At 37.6% G+C, this 13,710-nt stretch carries 14 protein-coding genes; 2 read left to right on the top strand and 12 right to left on the bottom strand.

The annotated features are described in order from the left end of the window. Positions 1-9: 9 nt before the first annotated feature. The 3 genes from PK1910_RS09940 to PK1910_RS09930 are packed head-to-tail and all read right to left on the bottom strand — an operon-like array spanning position 10 to position 2,671. Positions 10-1,311 (bottom strand): pyrimidine-nucleoside phosphorylase, encoded by a 1,302-nt coding sequence (locus PK1910_RS09940; RefSeq protein WP_287511549.1) that lies wholly within the window; start codon positions 1,309-1,311, stop codon positions 10-12. Between the two features lie 53 nt (positions 1,312-1,364). Continuing rightward, positions 1,365-2,027 (bottom strand): deoxyribose-phosphate aldolase, encoded by a 663-nt coding sequence (gene deoC / locus PK1910_RS09935; protein WP_118090950.1) that lies wholly within the window; start codon positions 2,025-2,027, stop codon positions 1,365-1,367. A gap of 14 nt (positions 2,028-2,041) precedes the next feature. Next, entirely contained in the window at positions 2,042-2,671 is a 630-nt protein-coding gene (locus PK1910_RS09930; protein WP_008602770.1) for a 3'-5' exonuclease, read from the bottom strand. A gap of 188 nt (positions 2,672-2,859) precedes the next feature. Between PK1910_RS09930 and pyrF the strand changes: the two genes are divergently transcribed. Continuing rightward, positions 2,860-3,579, top strand: coding sequence for an orotidine-5'-phosphate decarboxylase (gene pyrF / locus PK1910_RS09925; RefSeq protein ID WP_004698328.1), 720 nt, complete (start codon positions 2,860-2,862; stop codon positions 3,577-3,579). Beyond that, the gene (pyrE, locus tag PK1910_RS09920; RefSeq protein ID WP_287511548.1) at positions 3,576-4,163 is read left to right on the top strand and encodes an orotate phosphoribosyltransferase; all 588 of its coding nucleotides are present in this window, start codon (positions 3,576-3,578) and stop codon (positions 4,161-4,163) included. Before pyrF ends, pyrE begins: the two co-directional genes overlap by 4 nt. Before the next feature lie 285 nt (positions 4,164-4,448). On the opposite strand, the gene PK1910_RS09915 is transcribed toward pyrE, so the two are convergent. The 9 genes from PK1910_RS09915 to PK1910_RS09875 all read right to left on the bottom strand — a co-directional run bounded on the left by PK1910_RS09915 (position 4,449) and on the right by PK1910_RS09875 (position 13,699). Then, positions 4,449-4,811, bottom strand: coding sequence for a transcriptional regulator (locus PK1910_RS09915; protein ID WP_077708188.1), 363 nt, complete (start codon positions 4,809-4,811; stop codon positions 4,449-4,451). A 9-nt stretch (positions 4,812-4,820) separates the two neighbouring features. Further along, positions 4,821-5,396, bottom strand: coding sequence for a DUF1700 domain-containing protein (locus tag PK1910_RS09910; RefSeq protein ID WP_008602778.1), 576 nt, complete (start codon positions 5,394-5,396; stop codon positions 4,821-4,823). Next, positions 5,383-5,712, bottom strand: a complete 330-nt coding sequence (locus tag PK1910_RS09905; RefSeq protein WP_077708187.1) for a PadR family transcriptional regulator — start codon at positions 5,710-5,712, stop codon at positions 5,383-5,385. The genes PK1910_RS09910 and PK1910_RS09905 overlap by 14 nt, the downstream gene beginning before the upstream one ends. A gap of 359 nt (positions 5,713-6,071) precedes the next feature. Then, positions 6,072-7,169, bottom strand: coding sequence for a S1C family serine protease (locus PK1910_RS09900; RefSeq protein WP_004698370.1), 1,098 nt, complete (start codon positions 7,167-7,169; stop codon positions 6,072-6,074). 668 nt (positions 7,170-7,837) lie between these two features. Then, the gene (locus PK1910_RS09895; RefSeq protein WP_004693664.1) at positions 7,838-8,527 is read right to left on the bottom strand and encodes a response regulator transcription factor; all 690 of its coding nucleotides are present in this window, start codon (positions 8,525-8,527) and stop codon (positions 7,838-7,840) included. After that, positions 8,524-9,864 carry a sensor histidine kinase gene (locus PK1910_RS09890; RefSeq protein WP_038149708.1) on the bottom strand — a complete coding sequence of 447 codons (1,341 nt, stop codon included), beginning with the start codon at positions 9,862-9,864 and terminating at the stop codon, positions 8,524-8,526. Before PK1910_RS09890 ends, PK1910_RS09895 begins: the two co-directional genes overlap by 4 nt. Before the next feature lie 449 nt (positions 9,865-10,313). Next, the gene (locus PK1910_RS09885) at positions 10,314-11,666 is read right to left on the bottom strand and encodes a pyruvate carboxylase subunit B (protein ID WP_008602782.1); all 1,353 of its coding nucleotides are present in this window, start codon (positions 11,664-11,666) and stop codon (positions 10,314-10,316) included. A gap of 544 nt (positions 11,667-12,210) precedes the next feature. Continuing rightward, positions 12,211-12,537, bottom strand: a complete 327-nt coding sequence (locus tag PK1910_RS09880; protein WP_101928968.1) for a hypothetical protein — start codon at positions 12,535-12,537, stop codon at positions 12,211-12,213. Further along, positions 12,524-13,699, bottom strand: a complete 1,176-nt coding sequence (locus PK1910_RS09875) for a glycosyltransferase family 9 protein (RefSeq protein ID WP_101928967.1) — start codon at positions 13,697-13,699, stop codon at positions 12,524-12,526. Before PK1910_RS09875 ends, PK1910_RS09880 begins: the two co-directional genes overlap by 14 nt. Between the last annotated feature and the right edge of the window lie 11 nt (positions 13,700-13,710).

Genomic DNA, 13,710 nt, shown 5'->3' with positions numbered 1-13,710 from the left:
TTGCACTCCTCACTCTACAACATCTAGTATAGTATCCACTACTTTAGGTGCAGTATTACCAATAGTAATCGCCGCTAAATAGGTCTGGGCCGCATTAGTGAATAAGCTTTCATCAGAAGCATATAGTGTAGCTATCCTTTCACCCATTCTGACAGCGTCCCCAGTTTTTTTGTGCATTACAATACCTGCACTATAATCGATGGGGCCATCTTTAACGGTCCGACCAGCTCCAAGCATAACGGATGCAATCCCGCATTGTTCTGTATTCATATAGGTAATATAACCGTCTTGAGGAGCTGTAACATCATAGGTGAATTTGCCAATGGCTAATAGGCTTTCATCATCAATAACTCGGCTATCTCCACCTTGAGCATCAATCATTAATCGTAATCGTTCTAGGGCTGTACCAGAATCTAGTGCTTGTTGCACACGACTGAGAGCCGTTTCATAGTCGCATATATGACTCAATACGAGCATGTGGGCAGCCATGATAATACATTCATGCGTTAAATCTTCTGGACCATGACCTTTCAACGTATCAATAACCTCGCGAATCTCCAAAGCATTTCCAATATCATGGCCTAGCGGTCGATCCATATCCGTCAAAATAGCCTTAACTGAACGGCCATTTTCCTTTCCAATATCTACCATTGCTTTAGCCAATTCACGAGCATCCTCTATGTTTTTCATAAAGGCACCACTGCCAACCTTTACATCTAACAAAATTGCTTGAGCACCAGAAGCCAATTTTTTGCTCATAACAGAGGATGCAATAAGAGGAATACTATCAACAGTTCCCGTCACATCGCGCAAAGCATATAGCTTTTTATCAGCAGGTGCAAGCCCTTCCGACTGACCAATAACAGCAAGACCAATTTTATTAACTTGATTGATAAAAGCATCTTTCTCTAAAGATACCTTTAAATTTGGAATAGATTCCATCTTATCAATAGTCCCGCCTGTATGACCAAGTCCACGACCAGACATCTTAGCCACCTTGCCGCCACAAGCAGCTACGAGAGGCGCAATAATAAGTGTGGTCTTATCTCCTACGCCACCTGTACTATGTTTATCTACGGTGATCCCATCAATATTCGATAAGTCTACCATATTACCTGATTGAGCCATAGCCAAGGTCAAAGTTCCTAATTCGCGAGCATTCATACCATTAAAAACTATGGTCATCAAGAGTGCACTCACTTGGTAATCAGGGATTTCTCCATTTACATAGCCATCTATGACAAAGCGGATTTCCTTATCTGATAACGGCAAGTTCGCCCTTTTCTTCAGAATAATATCATACATACGCATAGTTACACCGCCATTCTAAGAAACCACCTAAGCATAGCCTAGGTGGTTTTCTATTATACTTCTTCGTTCAAGTGATTCTTTAATAACTCTACAGCTGCACTGGCTCCAATTCGGCTACAACCTTCTGCAATATAGGCTTTCATATCCGTAATAGAGCGAATACCACCTGCGGCCTTAATCTGTACATTAGGACCAATATGCTTTTTAAAGAGTCTAATATCTTCAAGGCTTGCGCCGCCGCTACCAAATCCAGTAGATGTTTTAATATAGTCTGCGCCACCATTTGTAATACATTTGCAAAGCGCTACCTTTTCAGAATCTGTAAGATAACAAGTTTCAATGATAACTTTTAAAATCTTATCACCACAAGCCTTCTTAAGCGCCTCAATTTCGCTAGTTACCGCTTCAAAATCACCTTGCTTTACATCTCCAAGATTAATAACCATATCAATTTCAGAAGCGCCCTCTTCAATGGCCTGTTTCGTTTCTGCCACCTTTACCTCTGTTGTTTCATATCCTAAAGGGAAGCCGATAACGGTACATATGTTAAGTTCTGGATATGCTTCATGGGCGGATGCTACAAAATCTGGAGGAATACAAACAGATGCAGTTTTATACCTTATACCATCATCACAAACTTCTTTAATATCATCCCATGTAGCTGTAGGACGCAATAATGTATGATCTACATAAGCTAATAATTCTTTCCCCAACATAGTACCTCTCCTCGCTAAAAGAACGACATTTGTTCTGGTTCTGGCTCTTTATGTAATGCATCTTGAGCAGAGCGATTTTTATCATCAATGAATGGTTCTAATGGTACACCTGTAGCCTTTAATAAATCTGGTAAACTATTAACGCCTTTCAACTTAGCAGCTTCTAATACAACCTTTGCACAAGTCTCTGCATCATCCAGTGCATAATGATGTTTAAACTCAACTCCAATATATGCGGCCATTGTATTCAACTTATGATTAACCAAATCAGGCCATACCGCACGTGAAAGTTTAACTGTACATGCATAATCTAGTTCTGGCCAAGGGATTTTATAATAATCTAAAGTAGCACGCAATACGTTCATATCGAATTTCGCATTGTGAGCCACCATAATATTACCTTTTAAATGGTTTTCATAAATGGCATTCCACAACTGATCAAAGGTCTTTTCATGAAGAACATCCTTCGGTTGGATACCATGAATTTCAATACATTCATCATCAAAACTCATAAACGGAGGCTTGATGAGGCTATATGCTTTTTTGGTAATTTGTCCGTCCTTTACGGTAATAACCGCCAAGGAGCACGCACTATTTTTAAATTTATTTGCTGTTTCAAAGTCTAATGCAACAAAATCTAACATAGGACTCCTTTCAAAATCTATATATAAGAATTATATTCATTTACTCTACTTATTATAGCATGAAATAGACTATAATCTACTGTTCAAAGGTGACCAATAATCACCTCATTCACACCAATTTTAATTGACAGATAGGCCCTCAGTATGTGAAAATTATTTAGATATGTATGTAGTATGGAGGTTGCAACATGGCAGATGACAGATTAATCGTTGCCCTTGACGTATCCACGATGGATGCAGTGAAAGAAATCGTATTATCCCTCGGTGATTCGGTTAGCTTTTACAAGGTCGGCATGGAGCTATTCTACGCCGAAGGAGCAAAAACAATTCGTTTTTTACAGGAGCAAAACAAACAAGTATTTCTTGATTTGAAATTACACGACATTCCAAATACCGTAGCCCATGGCGTAGCTTCCTTAACACGTCTCGGCGCTAGTTTAATTACTTTACATGGTCAAGGTGGTCCTGTCATGATGAAAGCTGCTGTTGAGGCAGCTCGTGAGAGTGGCAAAGAACTAGGCGTGGAACGCCCAAAATTATTAGCCATCACCGCATTAACTAGCTTTGACGATGAATCTTGGACTGCTATTGGTGGTCAGCTACCAATTTCCGACCAAGTCATTCGACTTGCAAAACTCGCTAAGGACTGTGGTATGGATGGTGTTGTATGTTCCGCATTAGAAGCTAAAATGATTCGTGAAGCATGTGGCGATGACTTCCTCATCGTTACCCCTGGTATTCGCCCTTCCTTTGCAACAACAGACGACCAAAAACGGGTTGCTACACCAGCTAGTGCATTACAAGATGGAGCATCTCGCCTTGTTATCGGTCGACCTATTACACAAGCCGAAAACCCTCGTGAAGCGGTTCGTTTAATTATTGAAGAAATGGAGAAAGTATCCAAATGATGACAGAACAAGAAGTAAAACAATTACTGATCGACACTCAAGCTATTTTAGAAGGTCACTTCCTTTTGACATCTGGTCTCCACAGTCCAATGTACGTTGAAAAATTTAATGTATTACAACATCCAAAATATACGGAAAAACTTTGTAAAGAATTAGCTGAACGCTTCCGCGATCAAAATGTGGAACTTGTTATTGGACCTATGACCGGCGGCATCTTACTTGCTCACGAAGTAGGTAAAGCGCTTGACACCCGTGCTATCTTCACAGAACGCGAAAAAGGCGTTATGACATTACGTCGTGGTTTTAAAATCGAGCCAGGCACAAGAGTACTTATCGTTGAAGATATCGTAACTACTGGTGGTTCTGTACAAGAAGTAGTAAATGTTGTAAACCAATCCGGCGGTGAAATCGTAGGTGTAGGCCTTCTTGTTAACCGTTCTGGGGGTAAAGCAGAATTCGGTGTACCTCACGAAAAGGTACAAGCATTACTTAATCTTGAAGTTCCAACTTATAAACCTGAAGAATGCCCTCTTTGCAAAGACGGTGTAGCTATGACAGAACGTGGCTCTAAACATATCAAATAATTTTTTAACGACCTATATGCATGCATAAGTCGTTTTTCATTAGGAAGTTAATAAAATATTCTCAGCCCATCAAGTACTATCTAATATTTATAAATAGATACAAAAAGAGCTCCTTCGCTAAGGAGCTCTTTTTGTTTGTGTGTAGTTATTGTGTGTAAGAGAGAGATTCTGATACGAATGTATCACATAGAGTGTGTGACTCTATGGTGGCCATGAATGCACTTTCATGACCACGTTCTCTATATCTTCTATATCTTATGAGAGAAATGAACTCATAAAGTATCGTTAGTTTTGTGTAGTTTGTGGTGCACCTTGATCAGTTTGTTGTTGTGGTGCATTGCCATTAGGTTGTTGAGGTGGTTGGCCTTGCATAGGCATTTGACCTTGCGGAGGCATTTGACCATTTGAGTGCATATGCTGACCATTATTTGGTCCCATGCCATCTTGAGGCATCATATGATTATTTCCATCCATCATATGTTTATCCATATACTGATTAGGACCATCATGTCTATGTGGTTTTCTAAACTGTTGTTCATTCGTTTTCATCCATTCACCGAAATTAGGTAAATCATTAACGGCAAAAGATGTACATGCCCCAACAGCACAAATTACGGTTAAAATCGCTGTTATTATAATTCGTCTCATAGGACCTCCTTAATCTACATTGCGGAAGTAACGTTCACGCACACCGCGAAGCTCTGTACCAACAAAGACGCATGTAAGTCCACCAAATAAACCTACACCACCAAGTGCCACTAAAGTTACAATGGACAATACTGGAAATGCAGTAACATTCTCAAATGGTTGCCATGAGCTACCTAGTAAGAACAAGATAGCCGGTGTAATAATGAATATAAGAGCACCTACAATATAGGATAAGGCACTTCCAATAGAGAGCAAAGTCTTAGATGCTTTTTTAGCCATCCCCGGTAATTGAGGTAAAAGACGCTCTTTATAATCATCAAATCGTGCATAAATTTCCTGCATATTAACGGATTTACTTTCACTACCATCTTGATTCATTGTGTCTGTAATGATACCTGCATCTACGTAGGATGCATATATTTCCTCTGGAGTCCCTAAGGATTTAATGATCTCACTATCGGTAAGACCCTTTTCATAACCTACCGCAAAATGCTCTTCATAAACCTCTATAATACTCTCCACATCTGCAACACGCGCTTTTTTAAATATATTACGCAATGCATCCAAAAAGCTATTTTTGTTCATTATTATCGACTCCTTTCAACAGCATATTGATAACAACAGAAAAATCATCCCATTCTTGACGCATCTTGTTATATGCTGCACGGCCTTCGTTCGTGATATGATAGTATTTCCGTGATGGGCCTGTAGAAGACTCCTTTAAATACGTTTCAACATACTTTTCTTTTTTCAGTCTGTTAAACAATGGATATATCGTTCCTTCAGATATTTCAATATATTCTGAAATGGTGCTTACGATTTCGTATCCGTAGCGATCATTTTGTGTTAATAATGCTAGCACCAGCATGTCCATAACACCTTTTTTTAATTGAACTTGCATAGTTCCTCCCTTTTAGGCTGTGCTTGCCTGCCAATGTGAAAGCTCTCTTACGGTCACTATCATGTACTGACAAATACATAATAACATAAGGTACCTCGGAACGCAAGGTACCTTGTAAAAAAATATTGAAATTTAATATATTTTTTCTTATTTCTAATCTATAAACACAGTTAATTTCTGCGTTTATAGGGAAAAATTTTTTCAAAAAAATTTTCTTATTTATGGTATTTTTTATACAAAATCTATTAAAGTACCCTATTATAACTAAAAATCCTCATCTAAAAGATGAGGATTTTCTAACACTACAAAAGAAAGTAGTGCATTATTGGAATACTTAATTAAGTTTTATTTACTAGATTCTAATTTGAAGACGCTTCCCCTAATTTAAGCTGTGTACTCTTCATTTTGCCGTTATGAGTATAGGATACCAAAATTGTATCTCCCGGGCTCTTAGCATCAATTTGTTCTTTTAATTCAAGTAATGTAGTAATATCTTTACCATCAATTTGTGCAATCGTATCCCCTTCTACGAGACCAGCTTGTGCAGCAGGACCATTAGGATCAAGTTGAACAACAAGAAGTCCATCACCTTCATAGGTTACATTATTGCGCGCTGCAGTTTGACGGTCTACAGCCCACACCCCAATATAAGGGCGAATGACCTTACCATTTTTAATAATAGAATCAACAATTGTCATCGCAGAATTAATTGGAATAGCAAAGCCCATACCTTCAATTCCCTCTTTAGAGATTTTAGAGCTATTGATACCAATTAACTCACCATCTGCATTAATAAGCGCACCACCTGAGTTACCTGGATTAATGGCTGCATCAGTTTGAATCAATGGGAATCGTTGACCTTGATCATCAATTGTACGTGCTAAGGCACTAATAACACCAGAGGTAACTGAACCTTTAAACTCAAGACCTAAAGGATTGCCAATAGCAATAGCTGGCTCCCCTACTTGCAAGGAGTCAGAGTCACCAATTTTGATAGGTTTAATATCTTTTGGAGGTTTAATTTTTACAACTGCTAAGTCCGTCTGTGAATCTGAACCTATAACAGTCCCCGTCACCGTACTGCCATCAGACAATGATACTGTAACCTCCCCATTTCTAGCCCCCGCTACCACATGTTTATTTGTTATAATATGTCCGTCATTATCGATAAGCACACCAGATCCGACACCTTCTCCAGCATAGATAGTACGGTTAAAAATATCCTTTTGAAATACTTGTGTTGTAATCCCTACTACAGCTGGCCCAGATTCTTTAGCTGCTTGTACTACATAGGTATTACGCGTTTCAGTAATAGGCTTAGTCTGTTTAGTTTGTTCTCTCACGTTTGTTGGTTGCGTATTAACAGGGCTGCCAAAGAAATAGTATCCTCCGCCTACCCCAATACCCAAAGCAAGAATACACGCAATTACTGTTTTCTTATATTTTGAAAATGTCATGTAGATCTCCTTATATTCTTCTTAATATTCTTCTACATCACCCATAACGTCTTAATGATGATTATAAAAGGTAAAATAAGAACCAAATCATAAATCATATAATTATGATACTTTATAAATACGCCACGTCTCACAATAATTCAAATCATCTCAAAATCAATTTTATAAAATTGATTTTGATGAACCTATTATAGTACGCCTGCTTTTACAATGCAAGATATCAATTTATAACTTTTCTTATGAAAGTATAATTATTATAACCGTATATCCTCCACTAGATAAATACCTAGAATCCTGAAAGAAGCTGTATAGAATGTATTCAAATATCTAAAATCTAAAAAACATAAAGGGCATTTACTAGCCGTCGCTAGCAAATGCCCTTTATGCATATAGTTTGAGAGTGTAAGGACTGTTGAGAGAGAGAGTATATGTGATCTAGATAAGCTTTAGAGAGAACTTATTAAGAGAGAGAAGTTAAAATATTACTTATCTAGAGTCATAGTCAGCCTTACTTAAATAAGTATACATGGAATATCTAAACTATCAAAGTAACTATATAAACAATTCTTAAACCTTTGATTATATCTCTATAATAAAATCTCTATAAAGTCATATCTAATCAACAGCCACGAACAACGTGAGTATAATGTGAATGCATATTCTCGATACTAAACGAATTTATACCCTACACCCCACACTGTAATAATATGCTTACTATCGGATGGATTATCCTCAATTTCTTCACGTAAACGATTAATATGAACCGCTACAGTTGCATAATCACCATAGGAGTCAAGTCCCCATACACGAGAATACAATTCTTCTTTGCTAAATACAATATCACGGTTACGCATCAAGAACTCTAACAACTGGAATTCTTTCTTTTTGAGATGAACCTCTTTTTCATTCACCCATACTTTCATCATCTTAGGGTCGAGACGGATTTCACCGGATTGAATAGCGTTTGTTTCCATTGCATCGCGCTCTGTTAAACGTTTATATTGCGCCAACATAGCTTTGATCTTCGCAATCAATACAGATGGAGAGAATGGCTTTTCAATATAATCATCAGCACCTACGCCTAAGCCACGGATTTTATCGATATCGTCAAGACGCGCAGTTACCATAACGATTGGTACACGAACTTTGTCACGAATTTGACGACAAACTTCAAAGCCATCCATTTCTGGCAACATAACATCAAGGATAATAAGGTCTACAGGAGTATTTAATGCTGCTTCAATGCCATCTGTACCATTAGTCATAATCGTTACATCATAGCCCGCCACCATTAAATAATCACGCTCAATATTGGCAATATCCAAATCGTCTTCAATAATTAAGATATGTTCACTCATGATTCTTCTCCTTGCTTAGGAAACTCTAATATAATACGTAGACCATGTGGCCTTACATTTTCAATCACAACTCGGCCTTCAAAGATTTCCATAATTCGACGGATAATCGACAATCCTAGGCCACTACCTTCTTGAGGATTCGTACGAGACGAATCTACACGATAGAATGGTCGCATCAGACGCTCTAGAGATTCTGGCGGTACACCTGGTCCATCATCACTGATGACACAGTATACAAAATCATCATCACTCGTTACATCTATGACGCAATGACCAATATCGGTCATTTTATACTTAGCACTATTGTTCAACACATTCTGCAAAACACGTTGTAACAATTGTGGGTTAGCATTGATAAAAGGTGTTTCCGTAGCTATACGGGCCTTAATCTCAAGCCCCTTCGATTGATACGGAGCTAAATGATCTTCTACAAAGTCACGTACAAACTGACCTAATTCAATTCGCTCAGATGGACGAGATTCTTTTTTATAGTTCAATGTTGTTATGAGGAATAGTTCCTCTAACATAGAATCTAAATCATTGGCCCGTTTCAAAATAATCCCCATGTATCTTTTTTGTTGCTCTTCCGTTGGTGCAATACCGTCACGAACGCCTTCAGCATACGCTTTAATAGCCGTCAACGGAGTTCGTATATCATGGGATATACCAGCGAGTAACTCTTTTTGTTGCTCCTGTTCCATTTCAATCTGACGATTTGCCATTTCTAACGACTTTGTCATGTTCTTAACGTGAATCATGATAAATCGTGTAACAAATCGGTTAATAGCAAAAAATGTAACAATAAAGAGCAATATGGATACTACGATAATATAGAAAGATACGGATTCCATTAAGCTATCACTACCATGAGTAGCACGCCTAATCGCAATATGGTATACATAGGAATGACGTCCATCGTACTTTCTCATTTCATAAACGAAAGTATTATTGGATTGATATACAATGCCCTGTAATTCAGGGTTAACATCAATAAGACCAACAATGGCAGAAGCACTATAGATTTGTGGATTACCGTAGTTATACACCATACTTCCTTGATCAAGTACTTCAACATATACTTCCTTTGGATCAAGTAAGCTATAGCTAGGCTTAACCAAGCTATTAATTAGATCATTTTCTAACCCATAAAAGGTAATGGTTTCAGTTATTCGACTGACACTTTTAAACTGTTGTTCCTGCTCAATACGCAAATAGTAACCGGCATTGGCCAATATGCGCAAACCTGTAAAATATAGCAAAAATAAGATGATTGCTATTAAAATAGGTACAACAAACAGCACAACATTGGATATCCAAATTCGTATTTGTAAATTCACAGGATTACCTCAATATCATAAATAGTAGATACTCTCTATAGTTTACGCTATTTTTAATACTTAACGCAAGTAAAACACGCAAATATCCAACATATTTTTCACTATTCTTTCATACGTAGTTTATAATTGACCGATTATTAAAAGGTATCTCGCCCCTTTTAATATCTAATACTTTTCGTAAAAATTATATTTTCACACGCACCCATGTATCTTATGGCGATATGAAAATTGGTAATATCTGATATTTCATAGTTCCTTAGTCTCCCCATTTAATAGGAACTTGTCTATACTGTTTATAAAAAAGCTAAAATATAAAAAATGAAACAACTATTGAATCTCTTCATTTAATAAAACAAAATATATACTGGATTATACTATTTCTCTATGAGGATAGTTTAAATATAGTCAAAAAAAAGAGGATTCCTAAGAATCCTCTTTTAAAATTTGGATTAACGACGATTTGCATCGAAGAAGTTAATAGCAACTTCTGGGAACATAGCGTAAGTCAATACGTCTTCGTCAGTAATGCCATTGTAGCCTTTAGAAGCTAAATCTTGACGGTAACCTTCCAATTCAGGTTCGATAAGATCTGCTGGACGGCAAGTAATAGGTTGTTCATCACCAATGATAGTTTGACGAATTTCATCAGAAATTGTACCAGGTAATTGACCATATTTACCACGAACAAGATCTTTAACTTCGTTAGGAACCATTTTGTAACGGTCGCCCATCATAACGTTCATCATAGCCATTGTACCAACGATTTGGGATGTTGGAGTTACCAATGGAGGGTACCCCAAGTCTTCACGAACGCGTGGCATTTCATCCATAACGTCAAAGAAGCGATCGCCCATACCCATTTCGTTCAATTGGTTTTGAGTATTGGACAACATACCGCCAGGAATTTGGTAACGACGAACAGCAGGGATTACATCACTAGCTGGTTTCAAGTTGAATTCTTCAGCGATTTGTTGTTTTACTTTACGGAAGTGGTCAACTAATGGAATGTATTTATCAAGGTCAAGACCAAGATCCCATTCAGTACCTTTGAACATTTCAATCATAGTTTCAGTAGCTGGTTGGCTAGTTGCATGAGCAAATGGAGAGATAGCAGTATCGATGATATCTACGCCAGCTTTAGCAGCTTCCCAGTATGTAGTACTAGCAAGACCGCAAGTGAAATGGCTATGCAAATCGATTGGCAATTCGCCAAAACGTTTTTTGAAAGTAGAAACCAAATCATATGCATCAGCAGGTCCTAACAAACCGGACATATCTTTGATACAAAGGGAATCAGTACCCATTTCTACCAAAGTTTCAGCTACTTTCAAGAAGCTTTCAGTTGTGTGAACTGGAGAAATTGTGTATACCATAGCGGATTGAACGTGTGCACCAGCTTTTTTGGAATACTTAATAGCAGCTTCCATATTTCGTGGATCATTCAATGCGTCGAAAATACGGATACGGTCGATACCATTTTTTACAGCCGCATTACAGAATGCTTCTACTACGTCGTCGGAGTAGTGTTTATAGCCCAACAAATTTTGACCGCGAAGCAACATTTGCAATGGGGTATTTTTCAAATTAGCTTTCAATTTGCGAAGGCGTTCCCATGGATCTTCATTCAAGAAACGAAGACAGCTGTCATAAGTAGCGCCGCCCCAACATTCAAGAGCTTCATAACCAATATCATCTAAAAGGCCGAGCACTGGCTCCATTTGTTCGTAGCGCATACGTGTTGCCAAAATAGATTGATGACCGTCACGAAGAACGGTTTCGCAAATTCTTAATTTTTTAGCCATGTTAATCCTCCAAATCGAAATAGTCTGTGTATGTAACTTTATACACTCATCAAGCAACTATCTCATACCTATTTTTTTTACGATTTTTTCGATGTCTGCTCACACTAGCCAAACGCGCTAAAATCGTAATACATACTTATATTAGACTACTTATAAAATTCTTTGTCAACAACCACATTATGCTATTTACTCATAATTTCATGTATACAAAGATGATTTTTTCGTGATGAATATCACAAAAAACTGCAGAGGAACTAGAGTTTAGCATGTATGTTTAATCAAATTAATTTTTTTGTAATTGCTCATTTTAATGAGAAACTAAAAATTATATCGTAATAATTTTTAGTTATTATTAAATACTTTTCAAAATATATCGGTATTTATAAATGTAGTAATTCGATAAACATCGGTATGCTTATGAGTTCATCAATTTTATTAATAACTTAGTCGATATTTTTAAATGCATAAACATACAAAAGAACCTGTCCATTTACGGACAGGCTCTGACGTAATCTTTAAAATTTAAGAGTTCCCATTATACGCATTACTTCTCAGGCTTAACCTTTTTAGGCGCAGTTTCAAGGACAATATTTTTACCTTCCCGTTTTACTTGAATAGAAAAGGCCCCTTCTCCTTCTTTAAAATACTCCATCTTGATATCAAGGAGCATTTTACCAATTATAGTCTCTACTTTTTCAGTTAAGAACTCACGGTAAAATGCATCTTCTTTTTGCTTTGGACTTTGGTAAACTACTGGCTTCTTAGCATCTCGCTCCATATTGAGCATAGTATCTTCAAAATTTTCCGTATCCTTAAAATTTTTCATCATATCCGCATCGGATAAACCTTTTTGGATTTTAAACTTTGCCATGTGTATCTCCTATCAATTCAAAAATTGCTTTTTTTACGCGTACTGGTTCAATACCAGACATACAATATTGATCAGGCTTAGGACAACGTCGTTTTCGGCAGCCCAAGCAATCTAATTCATCATTTACGAGCACCTTAAAGGTTCCCGTCAGAGGTCCCCATAATTTAGGATCCGTAGGGCCAAAGAGTGCTACTACAGGCTTATTTAAAGCTAACGCAATATGCAGAGCTCCAGTATCAGCAGTAACTACTACATCACAACTTTCAATTAAAGCCCCTAATTCTTGAAGCGTCGTTTTCCCTAACATATTCAGTACAATTTTATCAATGCCCTCATCTGTTAGCGAGTCCATCAAGGGTTTGTATTGAGTAGCCTCTTTAGGGCCACCTAAACAAACAAAATTTGCTCTATATTGAAGGGATTTAATGAGGGAGTACCATTTTTCCTGAGGCCATTCTTTCGTTGCCCAAGAGGTGCCTAATACAAGCCCAACTCGTAGAGGTGTATCCACCTCCCCACGATTCAAAGAAATGTCGTTATCAATCGTTTTCCACTGTTCTTCTGCCCAACTATGTAAATTTGATGGCACCTGAAAATCCATGTGGTACAGCGTATTAGCACTAGATTCATTTAGTGGAGAACTGCTTTCAACACCGCATTTAGCTATGTTAAGCGATGTATCTAAATTTGCATGTTCAGTAACAGCCTTTGTTAACAACTGAGCTACCTCTACATAGCGCTTAATCATGTGTTCTGTACTAGGCTTCGTTTTATAGTTAGTAAACAACCAATTCAACTCTTTTGTGCCACCAAGGCCAAGTCTAATGGGGGCTCCTGAAGCTAATAGTACTAACCCTGTTATAAGACGTCCTTGTACATCAATGGCTACATCAAATTTATAAGGTTCTAATTTGGCCTTAAGATCCCACCACATGCGCCACATTGTAGGGATATGTAGTTTTTTAGAATGAGCCTCGTATTCATCCCGTTCCCAGGGAATTATCTCATCTACATAGGGATTGTCCTGTAAAAGCTCTACCATACTAGGCGTTACAATCCAATGCAACTTAGCATCAGGATACTGTTTCTTAATCCACCGCGCAGCAGGTGTAGCATGCAAAATATCACCTATGTAACTAAGGCGTACAAATAATATATTCATAGATATCCTTA

The organism is Veillonella parvula (assembly GCF_036456085.1).
Classification (GTDB): Bacteria; Bacillota; Negativicutes; order Veillonellales; family Veillonellaceae; genus Veillonella; species Veillonella parvula_E.
This window is presented reverse-complemented; position numbering and strand designations above follow the sequence as displayed.